General features: G+C 63.6%; 28 protein-coding genes. 20 read left to right on the top strand and 8 right to left on the bottom strand.

What is annotated here, in order from left to right; translation table 11 throughout:
• The first annotated feature begins 9 nt into the window (after nt 1-9).
• From B2P87_RS13945 to grxD, 3 genes are all read left to right on the top strand, one after another.
• Nucleotides 10-246 (top strand): BolA/IbaG family iron-sulfur metabolism protein, encoded by a 237-nt coding sequence (locus tag B2P87_RS13945; RefSeq protein ID WP_141890389.1) that lies wholly within the window; start codon nt 10-12, stop codon nt 244-246.
• A 6-nt stretch (nt 247-252) separates the two neighbouring features.
• On the top strand, nt 253-486 hold the full coding sequence (locus tag B2P87_RS13940; protein WP_141890390.1) for a hypothetical protein: 234 nt from the start codon (nt 253-255) through the stop codon (nt 484-486).
• Nucleotides 487-593: 107 nt separating this feature from the next.
• Nucleotides 594-956, top strand: a complete 363-nt coding sequence (gene grxD, locus B2P87_RS13935) for a Grx4 family monothiol glutaredoxin (RefSeq protein WP_058286982.1) — start codon at nt 594-596, stop codon at nt 954-956.
• A gap of 79 nt (nt 957-1,035) precedes the next feature.
• On the opposite strand, the gene B2P87_RS13930 is transcribed toward grxD, so the two are convergent.
• Together B2P87_RS13930 and B2P87_RS13925 are read right to left on the bottom strand one after the other, a co-directional pair.
• Entirely contained in the window at nt 1,036-1,431 is a 396-nt protein-coding gene (locus B2P87_RS13930) for a cell division protein ZapA (protein WP_141890391.1), read from the bottom strand.
• Complete coding sequence (locus B2P87_RS13925) at nt 1,431-2,267, bottom strand: colicin transporter (RefSeq protein WP_141890392.1); 837 nt, start codon at nt 2,265-2,267, stop codon at nt 1,431-1,433. Before B2P87_RS13925 ends, B2P87_RS13930 begins: the two co-directional genes overlap by 1 nt.
• A gap of 245 nt (nt 2,268-2,512) precedes the next feature.
• On the opposite strand from B2P87_RS13925, the gene tkt reads away from it, so the two are divergent.
• On the top strand, nt 2,513-4,534 hold the full coding sequence (tkt, locus tag B2P87_RS13920) for a transketolase (protein WP_141890393.1): 2,022 nt from the start codon (nt 2,513-2,515) through the stop codon (nt 4,532-4,534).
• A gap of 82 nt (nt 4,535-4,616) precedes the next feature.
• Complete coding sequence (locus B2P87_RS13915) at nt 4,617-5,126, top strand: hypothetical protein (protein WP_141890394.1); 510 nt, start codon at nt 4,617-4,619, stop codon at nt 5,124-5,126.
• A gap of 10 nt (nt 5,127-5,136) precedes the next feature.
• Here the strand turns inward: B2P87_RS13915 and B2P87_RS13910 are convergent, their stop codons facing one another.
• The gene (locus B2P87_RS13910) at nt 5,137-6,099 is read right to left on the bottom strand and encodes a DUF808 domain-containing protein (RefSeq protein WP_141890395.1); all 963 of its coding nucleotides are present in this window, start codon (nt 6,097-6,099) and stop codon (nt 5,137-5,139) included.
• Between the two features lie 244 nt (nt 6,100-6,343).
• Here B2P87_RS13910 and gap point away from each other — a divergent pair, with 244 nt between their 5' ends.
• Together gap and B2P87_RS13900 are read left to right on the top strand one after the other, a co-directional pair.
• Nucleotides 6,344-7,345: a type I glyceraldehyde-3-phosphate dehydrogenase gene (gene gap / locus B2P87_RS13905; protein WP_141890396.1), complete on the top strand. Its 1,002-nt coding sequence runs from the start codon at nt 6,344-6,346 to the stop codon at nt 7,343-7,345.
• 76 nt (nt 7,346-7,421) lie between these two features.
• Nucleotides 7,422-7,565, top strand: a complete 144-nt coding sequence (locus B2P87_RS13900) for a hypothetical protein (protein WP_167510251.1) — start codon at nt 7,422-7,424, stop codon at nt 7,563-7,565.
• Nucleotides 7,566-7,719: 154 nt separating this feature from the next.
• Here the strand turns inward: B2P87_RS13900 and coaD are convergent, their stop codons facing one another.
• The 3 genes from coaD to B2P87_RS13885 all read right to left on the bottom strand — a co-directional run bounded on the left by coaD (nt 7,720) and on the right by B2P87_RS13885 (nt 9,728).
• Nucleotides 7,720-8,220 carry a pantetheine-phosphate adenylyltransferase gene (coaD, locus tag B2P87_RS13895; RefSeq protein ID WP_141890397.1) on the bottom strand — a complete coding sequence of 167 codons (501 nt, stop codon included), beginning with the start codon at nt 8,218-8,220 and terminating at the stop codon, nt 7,720-7,722.
• A 121-nt stretch (nt 8,221-8,341) separates the two neighbouring features.
• Entirely contained in the window at nt 8,342-8,776 is a 435-nt protein-coding gene (locus tag B2P87_RS13890; RefSeq protein ID WP_058286990.1) for a CBS domain-containing protein, read from the bottom strand.
• Nucleotides 8,777-8,831: 55 nt separating this feature from the next.
• Nucleotides 8,832-9,728: a LysR family transcriptional regulator gene (locus tag B2P87_RS13885; RefSeq protein ID WP_141890398.1), complete on the bottom strand. Its 897-nt coding sequence runs from the start codon at nt 9,726-9,728 to the stop codon at nt 8,832-8,834.
• 136 nt (nt 9,729-9,864) lie between these two features.
• On the opposite strand from B2P87_RS13885, the gene B2P87_RS13880 reads away from it, so the two are divergent.
• The 3 genes from B2P87_RS13880 to B2P87_RS13870 all read left to right on the top strand — a co-directional run bounded on the left by B2P87_RS13880 (nt 9,865) and on the right by B2P87_RS13870 (nt 13,353).
• Complete coding sequence (locus B2P87_RS13880) at nt 9,865-11,364, top strand: CoA-acylating methylmalonate-semialdehyde dehydrogenase (RefSeq protein WP_058286992.1); 1,500 nt, start codon at nt 9,865-9,867, stop codon at nt 11,362-11,364.
• A gap of 203 nt (nt 11,365-11,567) precedes the next feature.
• On the top strand, nt 11,568-12,602 hold the full coding sequence (locus B2P87_RS13875) for a fatty acid desaturase (protein WP_058286993.1): 1,035 nt from the start codon (nt 11,568-11,570) through the stop codon (nt 12,600-12,602).
• Nucleotides 12,603-12,750: 148 nt separating this feature from the next.
• On the top strand, nt 12,751-13,353 hold the full coding sequence (locus B2P87_RS13870; protein WP_058286994.1) for a L,D-transpeptidase: 603 nt from the start codon (nt 12,751-12,753) through the stop codon (nt 13,351-13,353).
• A 77-nt stretch (nt 13,354-13,430) separates the two neighbouring features.
• On the opposite strand, the gene B2P87_RS13865 is transcribed toward B2P87_RS13870, so the two are convergent.
• Entirely contained in the window at nt 13,431-15,260 is a 1,830-nt protein-coding gene (locus B2P87_RS13865; protein WP_167510252.1) for a hypothetical protein, read from the bottom strand.
• A gap of 163 nt (nt 15,261-15,423) precedes the next feature.
• Between B2P87_RS13865 and B2P87_RS13860 the strand changes: the two genes are divergently transcribed.
• The 9 genes from B2P87_RS13860 (at nt 15,424) to B2P87_RS13820 (ending at nt 23,142) form a co-directional block, all read left to right on the top strand.
• Complete coding sequence (locus tag B2P87_RS13860; protein WP_141890400.1) at nt 15,424-15,765, top strand: gp436 family protein; 342 nt, start codon at nt 15,424-15,426, stop codon at nt 15,763-15,765.
• A gap of 2 nt (nt 15,766-15,767) precedes the next feature.
• Nucleotides 15,768-16,214 carry a phage virion morphogenesis protein gene (locus tag B2P87_RS13855; protein WP_141890401.1) on the top strand — a complete coding sequence of 149 codons (447 nt, stop codon included), beginning with the start codon at nt 15,768-15,770 and terminating at the stop codon, nt 16,212-16,214.
• Nucleotides 16,211-16,897 (top strand): GNAT family N-acetyltransferase, encoded by a 687-nt coding sequence (locus B2P87_RS13850; protein ID WP_244940810.1) that lies wholly within the window; start codon nt 16,211-16,213, stop codon nt 16,895-16,897. Before B2P87_RS13855 ends, B2P87_RS13850 begins: the two co-directional genes overlap by 4 nt.
• Nucleotides 16,887-17,465, top strand: coding sequence for a formyltransferase family protein (locus B2P87_RS13845; protein ID WP_141890402.1), 579 nt, complete (start codon nt 16,887-16,889; stop codon nt 17,463-17,465). Before B2P87_RS13850 ends, B2P87_RS13845 begins: the two co-directional genes overlap by 11 nt.
• Nucleotides 17,466-17,792: 327 nt before the next feature.
• Nucleotides 17,793-18,932 carry an acyl-CoA dehydrogenase family protein gene (locus B2P87_RS13840; protein WP_141890403.1) on the top strand — a complete coding sequence of 380 codons (1,140 nt, stop codon included), beginning with the start codon at nt 17,793-17,795 and terminating at the stop codon, nt 18,930-18,932.
• A 51-nt stretch (nt 18,933-18,983) separates the two neighbouring features.
• Nucleotides 18,984-20,030 (top strand): enoyl-CoA hydratase/isomerase family protein, encoded by a 1,047-nt coding sequence (locus B2P87_RS13835; protein ID WP_141890404.1) that lies wholly within the window; start codon nt 18,984-18,986, stop codon nt 20,028-20,030.
• Complete coding sequence (gene mmsB, locus B2P87_RS13830; RefSeq protein WP_141890405.1) at nt 20,027-20,902, top strand: 3-hydroxyisobutyrate dehydrogenase; 876 nt, start codon at nt 20,027-20,029, stop codon at nt 20,900-20,902. The genes B2P87_RS13835 and mmsB overlap by 4 nt, the downstream gene beginning before the upstream one ends.
• A 219-nt stretch (nt 20,903-21,121) precedes the next feature.
• Complete coding sequence (locus B2P87_RS13825; RefSeq protein WP_141890406.1) at nt 21,122-22,696, top strand: choice-of-anchor L domain-containing protein; 1,575 nt, start codon at nt 21,122-21,124, stop codon at nt 22,694-22,696.
• Nucleotides 22,697-22,794: 98 nt separating this feature from the next.
• Complete coding sequence (locus tag B2P87_RS13820; RefSeq protein WP_082649556.1) at nt 22,795-23,142, top strand: hypothetical protein; 348 nt, start codon at nt 22,795-22,797, stop codon at nt 23,140-23,142.
• Here B2P87_RS13820 and B2P87_RS13815 read toward each other — a convergent pair.
• Complete coding sequence (locus B2P87_RS13815) at nt 23,139-23,930, bottom strand: helix-turn-helix domain-containing protein (protein ID WP_141890407.1); 792 nt, start codon at nt 23,928-23,930, stop codon at nt 23,139-23,141. The two genes, B2P87_RS13820 and B2P87_RS13815, sit on opposite strands and share 4 nt — an antisense overlap.
• Nucleotides 23,931-24,055: 125 nt before the next feature.
• Between B2P87_RS13815 and B2P87_RS13810 the strand changes: the two genes are divergently transcribed.
• Complete coding sequence (locus B2P87_RS13810) at nt 24,056-24,490, top strand: excinuclease ABC subunit A (RefSeq protein WP_141890408.1); 435 nt, start codon at nt 24,056-24,058, stop codon at nt 24,488-24,490.
• The last annotated feature ends 26 nt before the right edge of the window (nt 24,491-24,516 follow it).

Below are 24,516 nucleotides of genomic sequence, written 5' to 3'. Positions count from 1 at the left end.
CTTCCCCGGATGCCCATGCAAGCCCACGAAATCGAAGAACTGCTGCGTGCAGCTTTCCCGGATGCCGAAATCCAGGTTGGCGGCACCGATGGCGTTCACATGTCGGCGATGGTCGTCGACGAAAGCTTCCGCGGCAAGAACCGCGTCCAGCAGCAGCGCGCCGTCTATGCCGCGCTCAAAGGCAAGATGGACGGCCCCGCGGGCGAATTGCACGCGCTGGCGCTGACCACCAAGGCGCCGGAATAACGTTCCATGTCATTGTTCGCCTCCATTCTGGTGCTCGGCATTGTGGTCATGACCGCCGTTGTTGCGGTCGTCTCCCAGCGCCGCCGCCCGCTGGAGGATGATGATACGGACCCGGACTACCACACCCTGCGTTCCGACTATCAGTCGGGCATGGGCGGCGGATCCGTTCGCACTTGGAAGGTTCCCAAAGACCCGCAGGAATACGCGCGCTTCTTCGTGCCCAAGAGCAACCGGAAATAGCGTAGAACCGGTCCCGGTATGCCCGACGGGGCGGATTGGCAAAACCCGCGAAACTGCCTATATGACGGCCAACGCAAACGGCGCAGCAGCCGAAAGGAAATAGAGATATGACCGACGCAAAGAACCGCATCGACGAAACCGTCAAAGCCAATGACGTGGTGCTCTACATGAAAGGCACCAAGGAAATGCCGCAGTGCGGCTTCTCCTCGCGCGTGGCGGCGGTGCTGAACTATATCGGCGTCGACTACACCGACGTGAACGTGCTGGCGGACGAAGAGATCCGGTCCGGCATCAAGGAGTATTCTGACTGGCCGACCATTCCGCAGCTCTATGTGAAGGGCGAGTTTGTCGGCGGCTGCGACATCATCACCGAGATGGCCCTGTCGTCGGAGCTGGACACCCTGTTCGAGGACAACGGCATTTCCTTCAACAAGGAAGCAGCCGACAAGATCCGCGAAGCCAACGCCTGATTTCCGTCAGCAGCGGCAAGAAAAAAGGCGCCCCAGCGGCGCCTTTTCCTTTTTCGGGCAACGGCTTGGGGCAAAAACCTCAGCTTGCCGCCTGTTCCTCGACCTGCTGGGCCAGCGCCTCGGTGCGGGCGGCCAGTTCGGCCAGGCTTTCGGTCACCTGCGGCGGCACCACCGCCACCTCGACCCGTTCAGGCTCCGGCGGGGGCGCGTTTTTCAGCGCTTCCAGCTCCTGCACGCGCTCGGCGAGTTCGGCCTCCACTTCCTTGATCCGGTCCTCGACGGCAGCGGTCTTGTCGGCCAGCATCAGCCCGGCCATCAAGAGCATCCGCGCCTCGGGCATCCGGCCGATCTGGTCAGACAGCACCTGCGCCTCGTCGTCCAGCATCTTGGCGGCAGAGTGCAGATAGCTTTCCTCGCCCTCCTGGCAGGACACTTCAAAGCCGCGGCCGCCGATATGAATGGTCACTTCGGGCATCAGACTTCCTCTCCTTCCGGCAGATTGCGGGCGGTGGCCAGCAGCGGTTCCAGCTTTGCCAGCACCGCGTTGACCTGGGCCTGGTCGCTGGCCTGGGCTGCGCGCAGGCCTTCGATTTCCGCCTCCATCGAGGCATTGATCAGCCCGGCATCGCCAAGGCTTTGGGCGTTGGCCTCGCGCAGCGCCGCGTTGGAGGCGCGAAGTTCCTCATTGGCCTGGCGCAGCTGCTGCAATTCACTGTCCAGCCGCAGAAGGGCCTCGTTCTGGCGCGCGATCTCTGCGCTCATGTCCGGTGCCGCGGACGGCTCTGCAGCGGGCTGCGCGGCGGAGGTGCCGGGCTCCTCCAACTGGGCCTTCAGGCTGTCATTTGCGGCCTGCGCTTCGGCAAGCTGGTCTTCCAGCCGCTCTCTGTCGCTGGCGGCAGTGTTGGCTGCGGCCTCAATCTGGCTTTTCAAACGCGCAACTTCGACCCGCAGCGCTTCTTTTTCGGCCGGGTCGCCGGCCTCGTTGCGCAGCAGCTGCAGCTCCGCCTGCATTGCCGCAACGTCATCAGCGCCGGCAGGCGCCTTGCTTTCGGCCTCCTGCAGGCGGGCGTGCAGCACCTTCACCCGCTCTTCCAGCTGGGCGTTGGCGGTTTTCTCTTCATCCAGAGCCTGCTCCAGCGCCTCGTTGGCGGCATTCGCAGCCGCCTCCTCGGCAGCCTTGGCGGCTGCTGCGGCGGCTTCCGCCGCCTTTACCTGGTCCGCCGCGCGGGCCTCCTGCAGAGCTGCCGTGCCTGCGCTGATGCGCTCCAGCGCGGCCTGGATGCGGCCTTGCAATTCTTCGATCTGGTTCATGCCTGTCCCTCACCCGTCCACATCAGTTCACTCTTCTTTTGCCGGTGCCTGCGCGAATCGCGCACGCGCCTCTGACATGGGCCAGTTATTCCCTATCAGGGATAAAACACCCCCCCTTGTCTTTCAACCACTTGCCGCGCCAACTTCGCGCAGGGCAGCAGACATGCGCGCAACCGTGCTTGATCTTTGGCTCATCGCTGCTATTGAGCGCACCAATTGCCTGTAACGCCAAAGGAACAATCCCAGTGGACCTGACAGCCCTGCGCACCGCCAATCCCGAGCATTGGAACAAGGCCGCCGCCATCCGCGCGCTGGCCCTGGACGCCGTCGCCGCCGCCAACTCCGGCCACACCGGTATGCCGATCGGCATGGCCGATGTGGCGACCGTTCTGTTTGAAAAACACCTAAAATTTGATGCATCCAACCCGTCCTGGCCGGACCGCGACCGGTTCATCCTGTCGGCTGGCCACGGCTCGATGCTGATCTATGCGCTGCTGTATCTTGCCGGCGACAGCCAAGTCACCCTGGATCAGATCAAGAACTTCCGCCAGATGGGCGCGATCACCGCGGGCCACCCGGAAAACTTCCTGGTCGACGCTGTCGAAGTGACCACCGGCCCGCTGGGCCAGGGCATCTCCAACGCCGTCGGCTTTGCCATGGCAGAGGAAATGCAGCGCGCCCATTACGGGCGTAAGGTTGTCGATCACCACACCTATGTGATCGCCGGCGACGGCTGCCTGATGGAAGGCATCAGCCAGGAGGCCATCGGCCTTGCAGGCCGCCACCAGCTGGGCAAGCTGATTGTCTTCTGGGACAACAACAACATCACCATCGACGGCACCGTTGACCTCAGCGACCGCACCAACCAGGTGCAGCGCTTCAAGGCGTCGGGCTGGCAGGTGCTGGAAATCGACGGCCACGACCCCAAAGCCATCGACGAGGCCATCGAAGCGGCGAAGAAGTCGAAAAAACCGTCGATGATCGCCTGCAAGACCCATATCGCCCTGGGCCACGCCGCGCAGGACACCTCCAAGGGCCATGGCGCGCTGACCGACAAGGACCAGCTGCAGGCGGCCAAGGACGCCTACGGCTGGACCGGCGGCCCGTTCGAAGTTCCGGCAGAGATCAAGTCGCAGTGGGAAGAAATCGGCGCCCGCGGCAAATCCGAGCGCGAAGCCTGGGAAGCCCGCTTTGCCGAGCTGTCGCAGCAGAAGCAGGACCGTTTCAACCGCGCCTATGCGCTGGAGGCCCCCAAGAAGCTGTCGGCCACCATCAAGGCGCTGAAAAAGCAGGTCTCCGAGACCCAGCCATCGGTTGCGACCCGCAAGTCGTCGGAAATGGTGCTGGAAGTGATCAACCCGATCATGCCGGAAACCGTCGGCGGCTCCGCCGACCTCACCGGCTCCAACAACACCAAGACCGGCGACCTGGGCGTCTTTGACACCGACAACCGCAAGGGCCGCTATGTCTACTGGGGCATCCGCGAGCACGGCATGGCCGCAGCGATGAACGGCATGGTCCTGCACGGCGGCGTGCGCGCTTACGGCGGCACCTTCTTCTGCTTCACCGACTATGCCCGCCCGGCGATGCGCCTGGCCGCCCTGTCGAAGATCCCGACCGTGTTTGTGATGACCCACGACTCGATCGGCGTCGGCGAAGACGGTCCGACCCACCAGCCGGTGGAGCATCTGGCCATCTGCCGCGCGACCCCGAACACCTATGTGTTCCGCCCGGCCGACACCGTGGAAACCGCCGAGGCCTGGGAGATTGCCCTGACCGCCAAGGACACCCCCTCGGTGCTGGCCCTGACCCGTCAGAACCTGCCGACCGTGCGGACCGAGCACAAGCTCAGCAACATGGTCGAAAAAGGCGCCTATGTTCTGGCCGAGGCAGAGAACAAGCGCCAGGTGATCCTGATCGCCACCGGCTCCGAGGTCTCGGTTGCGATGGAGGCCAAGGCCAAGCTGGAGGCCGAGGGCATCGGCACCCGCGTGGTGTCCATGCCCTGCATGGAGCTGTTTGCAGAGCAGGACGAAGCCTACCGCCGCAAGGTCCTGCCCGCAGGCCCGGTCCGCGTCGGCATCGAGGCCGCCGTGCGCGCCGGCGGCTGGGACCGCTGGCTGCTGGGCGAGCGCGGCCAGGAGAAGAAAGCCGGTTTCGTCGGCATGGACCGCTTCGGCGCGTCTGCGCCTGCAGGCGAGCTGTTCGAGAAGTTCGGCATCACGGCTGAAGGCACAGTGGCCAAGGTGAAAGAGCTGCTGGCGTAAGCTATCGCAATTACCTTAATCTAAAGGGGCATCCGATTGGTTGCCCCTTTTTTGTTGCATCGCTCACAAGGTACTTTCGCAGATGGAAAAATACTTCTTTGATCTTCCCGTTTATCGGCTGAGTAGATCAAAGTACTATAAGTGGAGGGAAGAAACTAAAATTCGTCCACATGAAGAGAACTGGCTATCTGTTGCGGGGCGGCCAATTCCCCAAGAAACAAAGAGTGCCCTGGACCAACACATCTATGAAAAGTACGGGCCGTGGGAGTTCAACGAAATCATAGGTTATATCCGGCTGTACTTTCTTGGCAGTCAGATCCGAGGAGACTACCTGAGCGCTGAAAAGAAGCGGAATCCGATAAGTCGTCGAAAGGTGTTCACTTTTAGAACTCTTAAGTTAGCCCCTGAGCATCAGATTTGGCCCGAGGACCAGAACAGCAACCAAGATATTTGGCGTGAAATCCAAAAATACATTGCGAGTTGTGAGAAGCAGCTCACAAAGGGAAGAGTCATAGACTCTTCAAAGCTGGAACTGCTTGGCCCTCACATAGATTGGCTATCGATTTTAGGTTGGAAGAAAAAGGACGAATAGAGGTAGCTTCCTACCCTTTCGCATTAAAGCGTCCGACCACCGGACCGATCACCTTGGTCGCTAGCGGGATCAGCAGCAGCCCCAGCACCACGCCAAACACCCCGTCCATCGCCGCCTTGGCACTCCACTCGGCAAAGCCTTCCCAGGCGGCAGGCACCGCGTGGCCCACGGCATAGGCCCAGTCGTGGATCAGATGGCCCAGCCAGCCAAAGCCCAGCACCTCCAGCCCGTGGATGATGATGGAGCCGCCGACCCACAGCATCGCTGCGGTGCCGACCACCGACAGGATCTTCATCAGCACCGGCATGAACTTGACCAGCCCGCGCCCCAGGCCCCGGCCCGGGGAGGTCAGCGCGTTCTGCGCCAGGTAAAGCCCCACGTCGTCCATCTTCACAATCAGCGCGACAGAGCCGTAGACCGCCAGCGTCACACCGATGGCAACCACCGCCAGCGTCGCCGCCTGCATCCACACCGTCGGCGCCTCGATGGCGGCCAGCGCGATGGTCATGATCTCCGCCGACAGGATGAAATCGGTCTTGATCGCGCCCTTGATCTTCTGCTCCTCCAGATGGCCGGGGTCCTTGATGCTCATGTCCTCGTCAATGGCATGGCTGGCGTGCGGGAACAGCACGTGAAAGATCTTCTCCGCCCCCTCGAAGCACAGGTAGGACCCGCCCAGCATCAGCAAGGGCGTGATCGCCCAGGGCGCGAAGTTCGCCAGCAGCATCGCCACCGGCAGCAGCAGGATCAGCTTGTTGAACAGGGAGCCGCGGGTGATGCGCCAGATGATCGGCAGCTCGCGCGCAGGCGCAAACCCCTGCAGGTACTTGGGCGTCACCGCAGCATCGTCGATGATCACCCCGGCGGTCTTGGCGCCGGCCTTGCCCGCCGCCGCCGCCACATCATCAACGGAGGCCGCCGCCACCTTGGCGATCCCCGCCACGTCATCCAGAAGCGCCAGCAATCCGCTCATGCCAAAATCCTCAAAACCTATCCGCTTTAACAGGCAATCTGCCCGCTTCCGCGGCGCAGCACAAGCGTTAGCGCAACCGCGCCAGAGCCGCGGATTTCCGTTAACGCCACCGCCGCAGAACGTTACCGCCAACATCATGATTTTGCGCTAACAGTTTCATTTAATGACGCTTTTACCCCTTTAGACCACATGGCCGCCGGTCTATATGGCGGCCAAAGGTTTTTGCTCGCTTGGAGACGTACTCATGACCATCAAAGTCGGGATCAACGGTTTTGGCCGCATCGGCCGCTGCACCCTGTCGCATATCGCCGCCTCGGGCCGCGACGACATCGAAGTGATCAAGGTGAACGCCACCGGGCCGCTGGAAACCGCAGCGCATCTGATCAAGTACGATTCCGTGCATGGCCGTTTCCCGGGTGAGGTGACCATCGGCGACGGCACCATGAACCTGGGCCGCGGTGACATGCAGATGTTCTCCACCTACGACGTGGCTGAGCTGGACTGGTCGGGCTGCGACGTGGTTCTGGAATGCACCGGCAAGTTCAACGACGGCGAGAAGGCCAAGGCGCACATGGAGCGCGGCGCCAAGAAAGTGCTGCTGTCCGCCCCTGGCAAAAACGTCGACAAGACCATCGTCTATGGCGTCAACCATGACCAGCTGGAAGCCGGCGATACCATGATCTCCAACGGCTCCTGCACCACCAACTGCCTGGCGCCGCTGGCCAAGGTACTGGACGAGGCGTTCGGCATCGAGCACGGCATCATGACCACCATCCACGCCTACACCGGCGACCAGCCGACGCTGGACCGCCGCCACAAGGACCTGTACCGCGCCCGCGCCGCCGCCATGTCGATGATCCCGACCTCGACCGGCGCCGCCAAGGCCCTGGGCGAAGTGCTGCCGAACCTGAAAGGCCGCCTGGACGGCTCCGCCATCCGCGTTCCGACCCCGAACGTCTCCGCCGTGGACCTGACCTTCCGCGCCGGCCGCGACGTGACCGCCGAGCAGGTCAACGCCGCCGTCAAGGAAGCGGCTGAGGGCCCGATGAAGGGCGTGCTGGGCTATGAGCCGGCGCCGCTGGTCTCCGTCGACTTCAACCACTCCCCGGAAAGCTCGATCTTCGCGCCCGACCAGACCCGTGTGGTCGAGGACCGCATGGTGCGCGTGCTGGCCTGGTACGACAACGAATGGGGCTTCTCGGTGCGCATGGCCGACGTGGCCGTTGCCATGGGCAAACTGGGCTGATCCCAGCCTAACCCCTTGAGACTTCACGCCCGCTCAGGTTATCTGGGCGGGCGTTTTCCTTTGCGGCGGAGCTGTCATGACCAACCGGATTGCCCTTGTCCTGGGCCTGTTCCTGATTGCCGCCGCCGTCATTGACATTATCCTCTTCGGCGACCGGCACATGATCTTTCTCGGCAAGAAGCTGTTTGCGCTGATCGACTGGGTCGCTTTCTGGCGCTGATCCGCCCGCCGCTGCCGCTGCCTCGGCGTGCGCCACCCCCCTCTTAGTCGACTTAGCAGGGGCGCCAGCCCCTGCCCGCGCGCGCAGCGCGCCGCCGAAAGCACAAAGCCGGGCGTCAGCCCGGCTTTGCCGCAGTCAGCTCTGCTGTGCAAACTCAGGCGGTCTTGCCCAAGCGCTCCAGCAGCTTTTCATTGACCAGCGGGGTGACGAATTTGGACACATCCCCGTCCAGCCGGGCGATTTCCTTGACCAGCTTGGAGGCAATCGCCTGATGCCGCGCCTCGGCCATCAGGAACACGGTCTCGATCGAGCTGTCGAGCGCGCGGTTCATGCCGACCATCTGGAACTCATACTCGAAATCGGCCACCGCCCGCAGGCCGCGCACGATGATCTGGGCACCGACGTCGCGGGCGCAGTTGATCAGCAGGTTCTCGAACGGATGCGCGACAATCTCGGTGCCGGTCTCCTCGCTCAGCTTGGCGCATTCCGCCTCGATCATCCCCACCCGCTCCTCCAGCGGGAACAGCGGACCCTTGTCGCGGTTGATGGCGACGCCGATCACCAGCTTGTCCACCAGCGCGCTGGCGCGGCGGATGATATCGATATGCCCGATGGTGATCGGGTCAAAGGTGCCGGGATACAGACCCACACGCATGGGCGGCCTCCTGCCTTGTCAGAATTTCTGCGCACGCAAACATATTTGCGGATGGCAATGCAAGGGGGCAGAAATACGGATGCCCCGCTTGCGGCTCAGCCTCCGGACTCCCGCCTGCGGCTCAGTGCCCCATGATCATGTCCTGCAGCGCGTCCTTCTCCATCGCCACCTGCGCCAGCTGCGCCTTGACCGCATCGCCAAGGGTCACGATTCCCACAAGTTTTCCGTCCTCGACCACCGGCATGTGGCGGAACCGCCCCTCGGTCATCTGCTTCAGCAGCTCGCCCACATTCGACTGGGTGGTGCAGGTCACCAGCTCGCGCGTCATATAGCCGCTGACCGGCTTGTCCAGGCAGGCGGCGCCTTCCTTCGACAATTCCCGGACGATGTCCCGCTCCGACAGGATGCCATCAGGCGTTACCCCGTCCGCGGACACGACAACAGAGCCGAACTTGTTTTCTGCCAGAAGCCGGGCGGCATCCGACACGCTGGCATCCGGTTTGACGGTGACCACACCGCTGGTGGCTTTGGACTTCAAAATGACCTGAACGAGCACGCTGCAGACCTCCTAAAATATGGCGCGTTATAAATAACTGTGCCGCAACGCAGCTTTAAGTCAAGGATTCCAGCCGGGCCACCTCGTCGCGGATGCCCTTGGACAACGCCTGGGCAAACCGGTTCAGCCGCTCGCTGCGCTGGTCGCCCTGGTGGCGCACCAGGTGGAAACTGCGCGTCAGGCTCACCTTGTCGGTCAGGATCTTGCGCAGCATCCGGTGGGCCGGCAGGCTGAAATCATGCGCCACGCAGACGGCCGTGCCCTGCGCCGCCATCTTGATCTGGACCGAGACCGAGTTGGAGGCCAGCGCCACCCGCTCGACCCCGATGTCGTTCAGATAGTCGAGCTCCTTGTCGAAGATCATGTCCGGGATGTAGCCGATCATCTTGTGGCCCTTCAGATCCTCCAGCCTGGTGATCGGCGGGTGGTCCTTCAGATAGTAGCGCGAGGCCACCAGATGCAGCTGGTAGTCGCAGATTTTCTGCACCAGCAGCTTGCCCGCCGTCGGCGCGCTGACCGTGACCGCCATATCCGCCTCGCGGCGGCTGAGGTTGATCACCCGCGGCAGCGCCACGATCTGAATGTCCAGATCCGGATTGTCTTCGGAAATCTGCGCGCAGACCTGCGGCAGGATGTAGTTGGCGGCACCATCCGGCGCGCCGATGCGGATCTGGCCGGACAGGGTATCATTGGGGCCGGTCAGCGCCTCTGTGCCCGCCCGCATCGCCTGTTCGGCGGCTTCGGCATGGATCAGCAGCCGGTCTCCGGCCGCGCTCAGCGCATAGCCTTGCGGCGATTTCACGAACAGCGGAGTCTCCAGCGCCGCCTCGAACCGGGCAACCCTGCGGCCGACTGTCGCCGGGTCCATCTTCAGAATGCGGCCGGCGCCGGACAGGCTCGCCTCCCGTGCCACCGCCAAAAACACTTTCATATCATCCCACTGGGGATCCATCGGCCCGGTTCCTCCGTGTTCCTGCTAACGCTCCGTTAACCTTTTGCGTTACTGCAAAGCCTCTTTGAAATCTTTCCTCTTTTCCGATGTTTTTTGCAAGCCTACGATGAAGGCAACATGAACAGAGGAGGAACCGATGCAAGAACTCGGCCACTTTATCAACGGCAAGATCGTCTCCGGCACCTCGGGCCGCTTTGACGATGTCTTCAACCCGGCAACCGGCGAAGTGCAGTACAAATGCCCGATGGCCAGCGCGTCTGAGACCACCGACGCCATCGAAAAAGCCGCGGCGGCACAGCCCGCATGGGGCGCCACCAACCCGCAGAAGCGCGCCCGCGTGATGATGGCGATGGTTGGCCTGATGAACCGCGACATGGACAAGCTGGCCGAGGCGCTGAGCCGCGAGCACGGCAAGACCATCCCGGACGCCAAGGGCGACCTGCAGCGCGGCCTGGAAGTGATCGAATACTGCGTCGGCGCGCCGCAGATGCTGAAGGGTGAATTCACCGACAGCGCAGGCCCCGGCATCGACATGTACTCCATGCGCCAGCCGCTGGGTGTTGTCGGCTCGATCATGCCGTTCAACTTCCCCGCCATGATGCCGCTGTGGCACGTCGGACCGGCCCTGGCCTGCGGCAACGCCGTGGTGCTGAAGCCGTCCGAGCGCGACCCCTCCGTGCCGCTGATGCTGGCCGAACTGTTCGTCGAGGCAGGCCTGCCCGAAGGCGTGTTCCAGGTGGTGAACGGCGACCGCGAGGCGGTTGACACCATTCTGGACAGCGAAATCATTCAGGGCGTGTCCTTCGTGGGCTCCACCCCGATCGCGCAGTACATCTATTCCCGCGCCACCGCTAACGGCAAGCGCGCCCAGTGCTTCGGCGGCGCCAAGAACCACATGATCGTGATGCCCGACGCCGATCTGGACCAGGCCGCTGACGCGCTGGTCGGCGCAGGCTTCGGCGCGGCCGGCGAACGCTGCATGGCGATCTCGGTTGCGGTGCCGGTCGGTGAGGAAACCGCCGACAAGCTGATCGAAAAGCTGATCCCGCGGATCGAAAAGCTGAAAGTCGGCCCCTACACCGCAGGCGACGACGTCGACCTGGGCCCGGTTGTGACCGCGGCCGCCAAGGACCGCATCCTGGGCCTGATCCAGTCCGGCGTTGACCAGGGCGCCACGCTGGTGGTCGACAACCGCGACTTCAAACTGCAGGGCTACGAGGACGGGTTCTTTGTCGGCGCCCACCTGTTCGACCACGTCACCCCCGACATGGACATCTACAAGCAGGAGATCTTCGGCCCGGTGCTTTCGACTGTGCGCGCAGGCACTTACGAGGAAGCGTTGAAGCTGGCGATGGACCACGAGTACGGCAACGGCACCGCGATCTTCACCCGTGACGGCGACACCGCGCGCGACTTCGCGTCCCGTGTGAACATCGGCATGGTGGGCATCAACGTGCCGATCCCGGTGCCGCTGGCCTACCACACCTTCGGCGGCTGGAAGAAGTCGATGTTCGGCGACCTGAACCAGCACGGCCCGGACAGCTTCAAGTTCTACACCCGCACCAAAACCGTGACCTCCCGCTGGCCCTCGGGCATCAAGGAAGGCGGCGAGTTCAACTTCAAGGCAATGGACTAAGTCCTTGCTTGGAAATCAGAAAAAGGCCCCGGATTTTCCGGGGCCTTTTTCTGTGCCGCATGATTTTTGAGGATTCGCCGCCACGACGGCCGGCGCCTTTGGCGGCACGGTCCGGTTTAAAATATGGTTTTCAGCCAAATTCCCCTTGTTCCGCGGCGTAACTCGTCTATCCGGTCACCAACGGACAAACAGACGGCAGGCGCATGAGCAAGACACCCGACCCGAACCAGCCGCAGGCAGCTGCAAGAACCGCCCGCGACTGGGTCAAAATCCTGGCCCAATACCGAGAACCCAACCCGGCGCGCAGCGCATTCGAGCTGGCGGTGACGGTGGTCCCCTTCCTGCTGCTCTGGGCTGCGGCCTGGTGGTCGCTGTCGGTCAGCTACTGGCTCACCCTTGCGCTTTCCGTCTGCATCGCCGCCTTCCTCTTGCGCCTGTTCACAATCCAGCACGACTGCGGCCACGGCTCCTTCTTCACCAACCGCCATGTCAGCGACTGGGTGGGCCGCATCATCGGGGTGCTGACGCTGACGCCCTATGACGTCTGGCGCCGCACCCATTCGATCCACCACAGCACCCACGGCAACCTGGGCAAGCGCGGCATGGGCGACATCCACACCATGACGGTGGCCGAATACCGCGCCGCAAGCCGCTGGGAGCGGCTGGTCTACCGGCTTTACCGCCACCCGGTGACCCTGTTCGGCATCGGCCCCGGATACCTGTTCTTCCTGCAGAACCGCATCCCCTACGGGCTGACCGGCCAGGCCCGCTACTGGATCAGCGCCATGGGCACCAACGCGGCAATCCTCGCGGCGCTGGGGCTGATCTGGTATTTCGGCGGCCTGATGCCGCTGCTGCTGATCTTCCTGCCTGCCACCTTGATCGCCGCCACCGCCGGCCTGTGGCTGTTTTATGTGCAGCACCAGTTCGAAACCACCCAGTGGACCCAGGAGGAGGACTGGCAGCTGCACGACGCCGCCCTGCACGGCAGCTCGCATTACGTGCTGCCGCCGGTGCTGCAGTGGCTCAGCGCAAATATCGGCATTCACCACGTGCATCACCTCTACAGCCGCATCCCGTTCTACCGCCTGACCGAAGTGCTGCGCGACCACGCGGAGCTGGCCGAGGGCAACCGCATGACCATCCGCGAAAGCCTTGCCAACGCCCGGCTGCACCTGTGGGACGAAGACAGCTGCCGGCTGCTGTCCTTCGCCCAGGCCCGCCGGCTTTACGCCTGACACCCTGATCCGGTCCGGGCGGCAGAAAATTGCCGTCCGGGCCTACACAAACCCGTGAGGCGCTGCCGCAGCGCTTTGACGCCTCTGGAAATTCCTGAGCCGGTGCTTATCTTGCCCAGAGTTTTTGAGCAGCACGGTAGAGGAAACAATGACAGAACTCCGTATCACCCGCCGCGCCACCCTGATGGGCCTGGGCGCGACCCTGGCTACCCCCGCCATCCTGCGCGCGGAGTCGACAGACGCCTTCCCGCAGAACGAGCCGGCCATCCGTGACGAGGTTCCGGTGCAGCGCAATCTCTCCGCCTTCTCGCAGCAGGACTGGCAGGATCATTTCGATCAGCTGGGCAAGGGCTGCCTGCTGGCCGACATCAGTTCCCGGGCGCTGCATTACTGGGGCCCGGACGGTGAAACCTACCGGCTGTTCCCCTCCTCCGTGCCGATGACCGAGGAACTGACAAGGCGCGGCTATTCCCAAATTGTGCGCAAAGCGGAAAATCCCAGCTGGACTCCGACCCAGTCGATGCGCGAGCGCGATCCGACGCTGCCGGTCCGCATCGAAGGCGGCGCCCCGGGCAATCCGCTGGGCACCCGGGCGATGTATCTGGACTGGCCTGCCTATCTGGTCCACGGCACCCACGACACCCGCAAGATCGGCCGCCAAAGCTCCTCCGGCTGCATCGGCCTCTATAACCAGCACGTGGAAGAGCTGTACGAGCTGGTGCAGGTCGGCACCCAGGTCCGGCTGCTGTGATCCCTCAGCGCTGACGAGCTGCCTGCAAATGAAACGGGCGCGGGTGATCCCGCGCCCTTCTTTCATCTGCGGCAGTCTCACTTCAGACTGATGTGATCCGGCTTCAGCCCGGCATTGAAACGCTCCAGCGTCTTTTCCAGAAGCGCCTCAAAATTGCGGGTGAACTTCTCTGTGTCATAGAGCGGGCCGGTCTTGATCCCCTCTTTCACCCGCGCCTTTATTTCCGCCAGATAGTCCTTGTCCCGCGCCAGTTTCAAAGCCAGCGCCTGGTACAGCTGCGGGGTGGCAACCGCGAGCTCGGGGACCCCGGCGCAATGCACCAAGCTGGTGGCCACCCGCGCGGCAAACTGCTTGCCGGTTTTGGTGACAACCGGCACCCCTGCCCACAGCGCGTCGCTGGCCGTGGTATGGGCATTCACCGCAAAGGCATCCAGAAACACGTCCGCCAGCTGCAAGCGGGCCAGATGCTCTTTTTGCCCGGCAAAGCCCGCGAACACGATGTGGTCCGGCCCGATGCCGCGTTTCTTGGCCTCCTTCAGGATGTTTTCCTGGACCTTGTCATTTGGCGCATAGAACCACAGAACGCTGTCCGGCACCCGCTGCAGCAGTTTCATCCAAATGTCGAATTCATCCGGCGACACCTTGTAGGGGCTGTTGAAGGAACAGAACACAAATGCCTCCTCCGGCAGCCCGGCCTCAGCCCTGGAGGGAACAGTATCCGCGGCCGCGCGCTGATCATCATTCGGCTGATAGCAGTCCGGCATGTAGAGGATCTTTTCAGTGTAGAATTTGCGCAGCTTTTCGGGGATCGTGACCGCATCGGCGATCATATAGTCCATTTGATCCACCCCGGTCGTTCCCGGATACCCCAGATAGGTCACATGCACCGGCGCCAGCCGGTTGTTGAAAATGTTCACCCGGTTGCCCTTGGTGTACCCCTTGAGGTCAACAGCAATATCCAGGCCATCCTCACGCGCAACGGCAGCGATCTCGTCGTTTTCCAGGCTCGACACCTGCTTGTAAACATCTGCGGCGTTCTCGGCCCGCAGGCGGCCTTCATGGTCGTTCACCTCGCCATAGTCGTAGATGTAGATTTCAAACCGGTCGCGGTCATGCAGTTCCAGCTGCCGCCCGATCAAATACATGGTGGCGTGGTTGAAGAAGTCGTTTGAGAAATACCCCAGCCTGATCTTGCGCCCTTCCGCCCGCGGGCGTTCAAATTTGGTTGCGGAGGTATCGGCCTTGGCCAGTTCCGCGGCCTTCACCGAGAACTTCATTTGCAAGCCCGGGTCATCGACCATCGACAGAAGGGCAAACGGGTCGATTCCGACATCCGTCTTGCGGAACACCTGAACCCGCTTTTCCCGGTTGTTCAGATCGGTCCAGTCGCAGATCCGGCGGCGCAGATAGACCAGCCGGGCCAGCGCCGTCGCATTATTCGGGTCGAATTTCACCGCCGCGTCAAAATAGTTGGCCGCCTCCTCATCCTGGTTCAGCCGCATCAGGTAACTGCCGATGTAGGACAGGCATTTTGAGTTCGAAGGATCCAGCCGCAGCGCGTCGATATGGGCCAGGATCGCCTTGTCGTGCTGGTTCATCATTTCCAGAACTTCGCCGAGCGCGGCATAGATCAGCCGGTTTTTGTCATCCAGCTTCAGCGCCTCGCGCAGTAGGTATTCAGCGTCGCTGAACTGACGTTTCAGCGCCAGTTTACGGGCTTTTGCATACAACGCGACAGCCTGGGCCTGCGGGGTGCCGCTGGTTTGCTTGACCATCCCGTGCCGCATCGACAGCGCGAAATCGGCGCGGGCGTTGCTGCTGACCGCGCCGGCAAATTCCTGTTTTGTGCGGTCCGGGTTTTCGGGTCCCGAGGGGGCCAGGAAATGCTGCGCCTGAGAGTTCGCCACTGCGTGTGCTCCTTTTGGAATGCCTCTGCAGGATTCACCTGCGAGTGATCTGTTTGGGACAGAGTTTCCGCGAAGTTTGTTAATTTTCTCCTGACCAGACCACCATCGCGCCCGCGCAGCCCTGCGGCTGTTAGGGGACACTTCATATTGCAGTAAAGGCCTCATGCGCTGCTTGGCTTCGGCCAAGGAAGAGATCGACAGCTACTTGGGTGTGCGTTACACGCTGCCGCTGCCCGAAGTTCCAGCGCTTCTGAAGCAATTCAGCGTGGACCTTGCACTGTACCGTCTGGCCCTCGGACGGGACGTCCTTTCGGAAGAACACCGCCGCCGCTACGAAGACAGCATCAAGCACCTGGCCAAGCTGGCCGAGGGCAAGGCGTTTTTGAACCTGCCCGCGCCGGGCGATGAGGAAACCGGCGAACCCGCGGCCCCATCCGGCCCGCGTCCGGTCGTGTCCGGCGGCCCGGCCCGGATATTCACCCGCGACAAACTGCGGGGCCTCTGAACATGGCCGGTGTTTCCACCTCACTCACCACCATCGGCCTGGACGCCGCGATCCGGCGGCTTTCGGCCCTGGAAGGCTTCCGGATGGCCGAGCTGGCGGATGATGCCGGGGCGGTCCTGGAAATCTCCACGCGCCGCCGCTTTGACACCCGGCTAGCGCCTGACGGCGCGGAATGGGCGCCCTGGTCGGAAGCCTACGACGAAACCCGCGACTACGATGCCCATTCGCTGCTGGTGAGTGACGGCGACCTGCGCGACAGCATCGCGAGTTATGCAACTGGCTCCGAAGTTGAGGTAGGCACTGCGCTGATCTACGGCGCGCACCACCAGTTTGGCGGAGAGGAAACCGGCTCCGGGATTCCCGCGCGCCCTTATCTCGGAATATCCCGGGACGATGAGCTGGACCTTGCCGATCTTGTCACCGGCACTTGGGGGGATCACCTAGCATGAGCGAGGATCACCTCAACAGCCTGACGGATGCGGTGTGCAGCGGGGTCAAGGAGCGCCTGCCGCACCTGGCGCGCTGCATGACTATTGCGGGCAAGTTCGATCTGACCGAACTGAAAAAGCGCGGGGTTCCGGCACCAGCCGTTCTGGTGTCTACCCTGGGCGCAATTCAGGACACCACCCGCGCCGCCGAACTTAAATGGAGGCGTCTTCGACGGCCCCCGGGCATCGCAATGGACATTCACAAGACCGACGGTTCCTACTGGCCCCTGTTTGAGCCGCATCACTACTTGAAACTGCCCCGCATGGTCGCGGCGGATTATTACGTCGGCTTTGTCGGCGACCAACCCGTTGCGCATGTCGCCTTTGCGCCCCGGCCGGGCCTGGTGGAAGCCCGCGCTTGCCGTCTTGTGATCATGCCCGAATGGCAGGGCGCTGGCCTCGGCCTGCGCTTTCTGAATGAAGTTTGCGCACTTTGGCGCCGGGGCGTGAACCGCTACGGCCGCCCGATGCCGTCTCTCTTTCACACGTCCCACCCCGGGTTGGCTGCAGCGCTCAGAGGGCACCCGCTCTGGGCGCAGGTTTCCGCGAATTTGGGCCAGCCCTCGTCTAAGGCGCGGGACAGCGTCAAGGGCCGTTTAGGCGGTCACTTCCGGGCGGTACAAGGATTTCGCTATGTCGAGTAAAGAACCCTTCCGCGTGGCCGTTATCGGCTGCTCCTGGTTGGCTGCCGAGGTGCTGCGCCGCCTCTCAGGCCAAGGCATTGAGCTCGCACTGATCACAGAACCTGAGGATAAGTTGGCCAAGGCTGCGGCAGAGGAATTGGGCGTGCCCCACTGCGTAAAGCCGCGCCGGTTGCCGTTGCTCAGCGCGGATTTCCCCTGGCGGCCCGACCTGATTGTTTCCGCGCATTCCTTGCGCATCGTCCCCGCCTGGTTCCTTCAATGGTCCCGGCTGGGTGCCATCAGCTACCACCCCTCTATTCTGCCGGATTACAAAGGCCAGCACGCGATCCGGGATTGCCTGGCAAACGGCGGCCGGTTCACTGGAGGGACAGTCTACTGGATGACACCGGAGATTGATGCCGGTCCTGCTGTCGTAGCCTACGGCAAGCGTCTACAGGAGCGGGTCCAAATCCTGCCGGGGGAAACTGCGCTAGGCCTGTGGAAACGGGCGCTGGCACCCATCGGGGCGAACCTCCTGGAGGCTGCAGTAAGGTCCGTTAGCTTTACGGCCCTGTCAAACGCCCTTTAAATTCACCGCCGCCCGCCGGATTTAAACGGTTTGGGCGGCGGCTTTATCACTACTGCAGTCTGAAGTGTCCCGAGGCCGCCGCCTCGGCAGCCGCTATTCCCGCCCCGCCGGGGCTGGAAACCACCCCGGAAAAACCCTAGAAATCAGGGGATTTTCAAAAACGGGTTGCTGCAACGGGAAGTGTCCCGCACTGCAACGCGAAATGTCCCGCTACACCTGCGGCATTGCTGCACGGCGGCTTTGCATTTGCGCAGCTTGCCTCAGCGTCCGCCGGGCGCTATTAAATAAACAACTGTTCAATTCATTGCGCCACGGGAGGAGCTGAATATGGATTTCGCACTCACAGAGGAACAGCAGGCCATCTTTGACATGGCCCAAGCCTTTGGCCAGGAAAACATCGCGCCGCACTCCCGCCAGTGGGAGAAAGACGGCACCATCCCCAAATCCCTGTGGCCGCAGCTGGCGGAACTGGGCTTTGGCGGGCTCTATGTCTCCGAAGAATACGGCGGCTCCGGTTTGTCCCGCCTCGACGCCACACTGGTGTTCGAAGCGCTGGCAATGGCCGACCCCGCCGTTGGCTCTTTCCTGTCGATCCACAACATGTGCGGCGGCATGATCGACAAGTTCGGCTCCGAAGAGACCAAGCAGAAATGGCTGCCCAGCCTCTGCTCGATGGAGAAGATCTTCTCCTACTGCCTGACCGAACCCGGCTCCGGCTCCGACGCGGCGGCGCTGAAAACCCGCGCCGAACGCAGCAATGACGGCTATGTGCTGAACGGCACCAAGGCGTTCATTTCCGGCGGCTCCTACTCCGACGCCTATGTCGTGATGTGCCGCACCGGCGAGGACGGGCCCAAGGGCATCTCCACTGTGGTGGTCGAGGACGGCAACCCCGGCCTCTCCTTCGGCGCGCTGGAGGACAAGATGGGCTGGAAGGCGCAGCCCACCTCGCAGGTGCAGTTCGACGACTGCGCGATCCCGGCGGACAACCTGATCGGCGAGGAAGGCAAGGGCTTTTCCTACGCCATGGCAGGCCTCGACGGCGGCCGCCTGAACATCTCGGCGGGTGCCCTGGGCGGCGCCCAGGCAGCGCTGGACCAGACCGTGCAATACATGTCCGAGCGCAAGGCCTTCGGCAAATCCATCAACCAGTTCCAGGCGCTGCAGTTCCGGCTGGCTGAATATGAAACCCGCCTGCAGGCCGCCCGAACCTTCCTGCGCCAGGCGGCGTGGAAGCTGGACAACGGCGCCCATGACGCCACCAAGTTCTGCGCCATGGCCAAGCTGATGGTGACCGACACCGCCTTTGACGTGGCCAACGGCTGCCTGCAGCTGCACGGCGGCTACGGCTACCTCGCCGACTACGGCGTCGAGAAGATCGTGCGTGACCTGCGGGTCCACCAGATCCTGGAAGGCACCAACGAGATCATGCGCCTGATCGTCGCGCGCCAGCTGATTGCAGAGTAACCTGCAATCAGCACACTGCCCGCGGCAAGACATACTGACGGAGCACGCCCGATGAGTGATATCCATATCCGCAAGTCCGGCCAGGCCGGCCGCATCACCTTCACCCGCCCCAAGGCGCTGAACGCGATGAGCTACGAGATGTGCATGGCGATCGACGCCGCTATGCGCGATTGGGCTGAGGATGATGCCGTCAAGCTGGTGGTGATCGACGCCGAAGGCGAAAAGGCCTTCTGTGCGGGCGGCGACATTGCCGAGCTCTATGACACCGGCACCAAGGGCGACTACTCCTATGGCCGCACTTTCTGGCGCGATGAATACCGGCTGAACGCGCGCATCTTCGAGTACAAGAAGCCGGTGATCAGCTTCATGCAGGGCTTCACCATGGGCGGCGGCGTCGGCATCGGCTGCCACGGCACCCACCGGGTGGTCGGCGAAAGCAGCCAGATCGCCATGCCGGAGGTCGGCATCGGCCTGGTGCCGGATGTGGGCGGCTCCCTGATGCTGGCCCTGGCGCCGGATCACCTCGGCGAATACCTCGGCATGACGGCGGCGCGGATGGGCGCGGACGACGCCATCCTCGCAGGCTTTGCCGACTACTTCATTCCGCAGGACGGCTGGCCCGCACTGATTGCCGCGCTGGAGGAAACCGGCACCGCCAAACGGGTCGAGGACGCCGCCAAGCCCGCCCCCGAAGGCAAGCTGCGCGGCATCCGCGCGGACGCGGCCAGGCATTTCGGCAAGGACAGCCTCGAAGCCATCCGCCAAAGCCTTGAGGCAGACAGCAGCGGCTTCGCGGCGGCGGCGCTGAAGTCCCTGAACCGCAATTCGCCGCTGTCGATGGCCTGCACGCTGGAAATGCTGCGCCGCCTGCGCGCCGATGGCCCCGCCATCCGCCGCGCGCTGGACCTGGAATACCGCTATACCTACCGGGCGATGGAAAAGGGCGATTTCCTGGAAGGCATCCGGGCCCAGATCATTGACAAGGACCGCAATCCGCAGTGGCAATACGCCAGCCAGGCAGTTCCCGCCTCCGCGGTTGAGGAGATGCTGGCGCCGCTCGGCGCGCAGGCGCTGACATTTGAGGAGGAAAACGCATGAAGATCGGATTTATCGGACTTGGCAACATGGGCGGCCCGATGGCCGCGAACCTGGCCAAGGCCGGCCACGAGGTGACCGGTTTTGACATGGCCGATGTCAGCATCGAGGGCGTGCAGATGGCCGCCTCCGGCCCCGAGGCCGCGGCAGGCGCCGATGCCGTGATCACCATGCTGCCCAACGGCGCCATCCTGCGCCTTGTCGCGGCTGAGGTGATCCCGGCAATGGCCAAGGGCGCGACCCTCATCGACTGCTCCACCGTCGACGTGGACTCCGCCCGCGCGGTTGCCGAACAGGCTGCGGACGCGGGCCTGATGTTCGTGGACGCGCCGGTCTCCGGCGGCATCGGCGGCGCCGCGGGCGGCACGCTCACCTTCATGGCCGGCGGCTCGGCAGAGGCGTTTGCGGCAGCAGAGCCGCTGTTCGGCATCATGGGCCAGAAGGCCGTGCATTGCGGCGAAGCCGGCGCCGGCCAGGCCGCCAAGATCTGCAACAACATGATCCTCGGCGTCACCATGATCGCCACCTGCGAGGCCTTTGCCCTGGCCGACAAGCTGGGCCTCGACCGGCAGAAGATGTTCGACGTCGTCTCCACCTCCTCCGGCTACAGCTGGACCATGAACGCCTATTGCCCTGCCCCCGGCGTTGGCCCGCAGTCGCCCGCGGACAACAACTACCAGCCCGGTTTCGCGTCGGAACTGATGCTCAAGGATCTGGGTCTCAGCCAGCAGGCTGCCGAAAGTGCCGATGCCGACACGCCGATGGGCGAACTGGCCATGGCGCTCTACAAGAAGTTCGTTGAGGAAGAAGACGGCAAGGGCATGGACTTCTCTGCCATGCTGCCCCGGTTCGAAAAGCGCGGCCGCGAAGGCTGAGGCCCGCGCGCATTCCGGCGCATCCGGCACAACCACAGCACCGCTTCAGGCCGGCCCCGCACAGGGCCGGCCTGATGCTTTTCCGCGCCCCGCGAAAACCCGTAGAGTTTTATTAAACATCCGGATTTAGACGCCGCCGCGCCACAGTTCTGTCTAACTTCTCCACCATTCCGGTAAGCGACCGTAAAACCCCGCGCACCCGGAGGCAGACTGGACGCCATGGCAACCGCAACGGAACTGAGCATCGACACCACTGCCAGCGCTTTGCAGATGGCAGAGGAAATCTTCGGCGACGGCGTCACGGTGACCGGCGCCGCCTACAGCGGCGATGCGCTGTCCTCGGGCATCTACTCCGGCGCGGACACCACTACCCCGGGAGTGGCGCCTGCGGATTCCGGGGTGATCCTGTCAACCGGCCACGCCCGCGACTTCACCAACAGCGACGGCAGCACGAACACCAACCAGCGAACCGATACTACCACCAACACCAGCGGTGTGGACGGGGATGCGGATTTCAACACGCTGGCGGGCACCCAGACCTATGATGCCTCCATTCTCGAGGTCGAATTCATCCCCGACGGCGACACGCTGACCATCGATTTCGTGCTGTCTTCCGAGGAATACCCGGAGTTCGTGAATTCGCAGTACAACGACGTGATCGGCGTCTGGGTGAACGGGGTCGAGGCGAAGGTCTCCATCGGCGACGGCACCGCCTCGATCGGCAATATCAACGATGGCACCGAAAACATCTATGTCGACAATACCGGCGACAGCTTCAACACGGAGATGGACGGCTTCACCATCACCCTGACGTTTGTCGCACCGGTGACGGCGGGTGAAGTCAACACCCTGAAAATCGGCGTCGCGGATACCTCCGACATTGCCTATGACACCAACTTGCTGATTGCCGGCGGTTCGGTGCAGACCGCGATTGTTGCCGAAGACGATCAGGAAGACATCGCCATCGGCAAAACCAGGGTCATTGATGTCCTGGAGAACGACAGCACCGCCGCCGGCGGCACGCTGAGCATCACCCATATCAACGACTACGAGGTCTCAGCCGGCGACACCGTCACGCTGACCACTGGCCAGCAGATCACCCTGAACGCCGATGGCACCCTCACCGTGGTCACCGACGGCGACCTGGAAACGGTTTACTTCAACTACACCGCGGACAACGGCCAGGGCAATTCCGACACCGGCCTGGTGGAGATCAACCAGACCGTCCCCTGCTTCCTGCGCGGCACCCTGATCCGGGTGCCCGGCGGCGAGGTTCCGGTCGAGGATCTGCGCCCCGGCATGGAGGTCCTGACCCTGGACAACGGCCCGCAGGTGCTGCAGTGGACCGGCAGCCGCCGCACTGCCTGCACCGCCGCGACCGCCCCGATCCGCTTTGCCGCAGGCAGCTTCGGCAACAGCTGCGACCTCTATGTCTCGCCCCAGCACCGGATGGTTGTCTCCGGCCCGCTGGCCGAGCTGCTGTTCGGCGAACCCGAAGTGCTGGTCAAGGCCAAGGACCTGGTCAACGGCACCACCATCCGCCCGGCGCTGGAGCTGGCGCAGGCGGACTACTTCCACCTCTTGTTCGGCAGCCACCAGATTCTCTGGGCCAACGGCGCCCTCAGCGAAAGCTATCAGCCCGGTCCGGAAACCGCGGCCGGCTTTGACGCGGACACGCAGGCGGAAATCCGCGAGTTGTTCCCGGAACTGTGCGCAAAAAGCGGCCGCGGCTGCGGCGCCGCCGCGCGGCTGTCGCTGCGCGCCTTCGAAGCGCGGGTTATTGCCGCCGCGTAAGCGGCAACCGGCAGCCTGCCGCCACCCCTTTCCGTGCGCTCTTGGAATTGCCGCAGGGGCGGTTATGTGGTGGGCAGCGAAATGAGGATCCGCTTTAAATGGTACGCCGTCACATTGTTCCCTTCACCGTTCTTGCCGCTGCCTGCGCGCTGGCCATTCCGCTGGCGGCCGGCAATGGCCACGACAAGCCTGAGCAGGCCAGCTTCCAATGCCCGGCCGGTCTGACCAGACAAGCCGCGCAATGCGTGCCTCCGTCTCAGGCGAAAAAGTTCTACCGCCGCGGCGATCACATTCTGGATGACTACGTCTGGATCGGCGAGCCAGGCGGCTGGGCGCCGGATCCCTACGGCAGCTATGTCGAGGCTGGCGGCTATGTCTATCAGGTCAACCGCGAAACCCATAAGGTGCTGCGCCTGATCGGCGCCGGGGCGGTGCTGGACAATTAACCGCCAGCGCCGGTTTCCCCGCCCGGCCCGGCCATCGCCTCCAGCCTGCCGCGGGTGGCCTCATCGGCGGGGAACAGCATCTCGATACGCAGGTCCGACATCGCCAGATCGCCGGTGCCGCCGAACTGGGTGATGGTGGAAAAGAACGACAGCACCTGCCCGCCCATCCGGTAGCGCGCCGGGATCACCGCGGGCAGGACCCCGTCGTCCGCGCCCCCAGGCTCTGCCGCGCGGCGCTGCAGCCGCGCGATCGCCTGCTCCAGAACCGGGTCGGCACCGAAACTGGCCAGCTCGGTCCGCAGCCGCGCCAGGCTGTGCCGCTCGACCTCCTCCAGATTGTCCAGCGCCGCCCTGAGCGCGGCATTGCCCAGCAGCGCCTCGATCAGGCTGCTGCCCCGGGTGATGCACGCGCTGCCCAGCATCAGCGCCGCGGCGCGGTTCATGTCCACCAGATGCCAGTGCCGGTCAATCAGCATGGCGGGATAGGGCTCATGCCGCTCCAGCATCCGCTCCGCCGCCTGACGCAACGGCGCCAGCTCCGCATCGTTCAGATCCCGCCGCACATGGGCAGGCGCCAGCCCCGCCGCCGTCAGCAGCTGGTTGCGGGCCGCCGCCGGCACCTGCAGCTCCTCGCTCAGCCGCAGCACCATGCCGCGGCTGGGCTGCGCGCGCCCGGTCTCCAGAAACGACAGATGCCGCGGCGACACCCCGGCGCTCAGCGCCAGCTCCATCTGGCTCAGCCGCCGGATCTGCCGCCATTTCTTCAAAACCCCGCCAAAGCCTGCCATCGCCGCTGCCTCCTGCCTGCGCCTACTCTACCGCAGCCGCGCACAAAAACACTTCCCTCCAAGGTAATTGTTTTCTCTCCCTGCCTGCCCGCAGTCTAGGGCCGGTTCACAACAGGGAGGTTCCGATGACCCATTCCGCTTCCGTCCGCTGGCTCAAAACCGCCGCGGTACTGTCCGCCGCCTTCGGTCTGGCCTTGGTGCTGGCGCTGGCAACGCCGCTTGCACACGGCCTCGGCTTCTTTCTGGATCTGGCCTTTCTGCCGCTGGACGGCGGGCAGCGGCCGCAGCCCGGTCCGGCCGCCCTGATGACCGCTATCAGCGGCGGCCTGATGTGCGGTTTCAGCGTGCTGATCTATCTGGTGACACATCATATCTACAGCACCGGCCCCGCGCTCGGCCGCCGGCTGCTGATTCCGGCGCTGCTGGCCTGGTATATCCCCGACAGCCTCGGCTCCCTCGCCGCGGGCGCCTGGTTCAACGTAGTGATGAACTCGGCCTTCCTGGCCTTGTTCCTGGTGCCGCTGCTGCTGGCCCGCCCCGCCTCCGCCCAAACGGCATAAGAAAAGGGGCGGATCCGCCCCCTTTC

It is taken from the genome of Leisingera sp. UBA4491 (genome assembly GCF_002388965.1).
GTDB classification, from domain to species: domain Bacteria; phylum Pseudomonadota; class Alphaproteobacteria; order Rhodobacterales; family Rhodobacteraceae; genus Leisingera; species Leisingera aquaemixtae.
This window is presented reverse-complemented; position numbering and strand designations above follow the sequence as displayed.

What these genes read in the sequence shown, in the direction of transcription:
- B2P87_RS13885 (WP_141890398.1), bottom strand. Translation starts at nt 9,728, where the DNA reads ATGGATCCCCAGTGGGATGATATGAAAGTGTTTTTGGCGGTGGCACGG.
- grxD (WP_058286982.1), top strand. Translation starts at nt 594, where the DNA reads ATGACCGACGCAAAGAACCGCATCGACGAAACCGTCAAAGCCAATGAC.
- B2P87_RS13880 (WP_058286992.1), top strand. Translation starts at nt 9,865, where the DNA reads ATGCAAGAACTCGGCCACTTTATCAACGGCAAGATCGTCTCCGGCACC.
- B2P87_RS13915 (WP_141890394.1), top strand. Translation starts at nt 4,617, where the DNA reads ATGGAAAAATACTTCTTTGATCTTCCCGTTTATCGGCTGAGTAGATCA.
- B2P87_RS13845 (WP_141890402.1), top strand. Translation starts at nt 16,887, where the DNA reads ATGTCGAGTAAAGAACCCTTCCGCGTGGCCGTTATCGGCTGCTCCTGG.
- B2P87_RS13875 (WP_058286993.1), top strand. Translation starts at nt 11,568, where the DNA reads ATGAGCAAGACACCCGACCCGAACCAGCCGCAGGCAGCTGCAAGAACC.
- B2P87_RS13900 (WP_167510251.1), top strand. Translation starts at nt 7,422, where the DNA reads ATGACCAACCGGATTGCCCTTGTCCTGGGCCTGTTCCTGATTGCCGCC.
- B2P87_RS13820 (WP_082649556.1), top strand. Translation starts at nt 22,795, where the DNA reads ATGGTACGCCGTCACATTGTTCCCTTCACCGTTCTTGCCGCTGCCTGC.
- B2P87_RS13945 (WP_141890389.1), top strand. Translation starts at nt 10, where the DNA reads ATGCCCATGCAAGCCCACGAAATCGAAGAACTGCTGCGTGCAGCTTTC.
- B2P87_RS13940 (WP_141890390.1), top strand. Translation starts at nt 253, where the DNA reads ATGTCATTGTTCGCCTCCATTCTGGTGCTCGGCATTGTGGTCATGACC.
- B2P87_RS13815 (WP_141890407.1), bottom strand. Translation starts at nt 23,930, where the DNA reads ATGGCAGGCTTTGGCGGGGTTTTGAAGAAATGGCGGCAGATCCGGCGG.
- B2P87_RS13835 (WP_141890404.1), top strand. Translation starts at nt 18,984, where the DNA reads ATGAGTGATATCCATATCCGCAAGTCCGGCCAGGCCGGCCGCATCACC.
- B2P87_RS13825 (WP_141890406.1), top strand. Translation starts at nt 21,122, where the DNA reads ATGGCAACCGCAACGGAACTGAGCATCGACACCACTGCCAGCGCTTTG.
- B2P87_RS13855 (WP_141890401.1), top strand. Translation starts at nt 15,768, where the DNA reads ATGGCCGGTGTTTCCACCTCACTCACCACCATCGGCCTGGACGCCGCG.
- B2P87_RS13930 (WP_141890391.1), bottom strand. Translation starts at nt 1,431, where the DNA reads ATGCCCGAAGTGACCATTCATATCGGCGGCCGCGGCTTTGAAGTGTCC.
- B2P87_RS13870 (WP_058286994.1), top strand. Translation starts at nt 12,751, where the DNA reads ATGACAGAACTCCGTATCACCCGCCGCGCCACCCTGATGGGCCTGGGC.
- coaD (WP_141890397.1), bottom strand. Translation starts at nt 8,220, where the DNA reads ATGCGTGTGGGTCTGTATCCCGGCACCTTTGACCCGATCACCATCGGG.
- B2P87_RS13910 (WP_141890395.1), bottom strand. Translation starts at nt 6,099, where the DNA reads ATGAGCGGATTGCTGGCGCTTCTGGATGACGTGGCGGGGATCGCCAAG.
- B2P87_RS13810 (WP_141890408.1), top strand. Translation starts at nt 24,056, where the DNA reads ATGACCCATTCCGCTTCCGTCCGCTGGCTCAAAACCGCCGCGGTACTG.
- mmsB (WP_141890405.1), top strand. Translation starts at nt 20,027, where the DNA reads ATGAAGATCGGATTTATCGGACTTGGCAACATGGGCGGCCCGATGGCC.
- B2P87_RS13925 (WP_141890392.1), bottom strand. Translation starts at nt 2,267, where the DNA reads ATGAACCAGATCGAAGAATTGCAAGGCCGCATCCAGGCCGCGCTGGAG.
- B2P87_RS13860 (WP_141890400.1), top strand. Translation starts at nt 15,424, where the DNA reads ATGCGCTGCTTGGCTTCGGCCAAGGAAGAGATCGACAGCTACTTGGGT.
- gap (WP_141890396.1), top strand. Translation starts at nt 6,344, where the DNA reads ATGACCATCAAAGTCGGGATCAACGGTTTTGGCCGCATCGGCCGCTGC.
- B2P87_RS13840 (WP_141890403.1), top strand. Translation starts at nt 17,793, where the DNA reads ATGGATTTCGCACTCACAGAGGAACAGCAGGCCATCTTTGACATGGCC.
- B2P87_RS13850 (WP_244940810.1), top strand. Translation starts at nt 16,211, where the DNA reads ATGAGCGAGGATCACCTCAACAGCCTGACGGATGCGGTGTGCAGCGGG.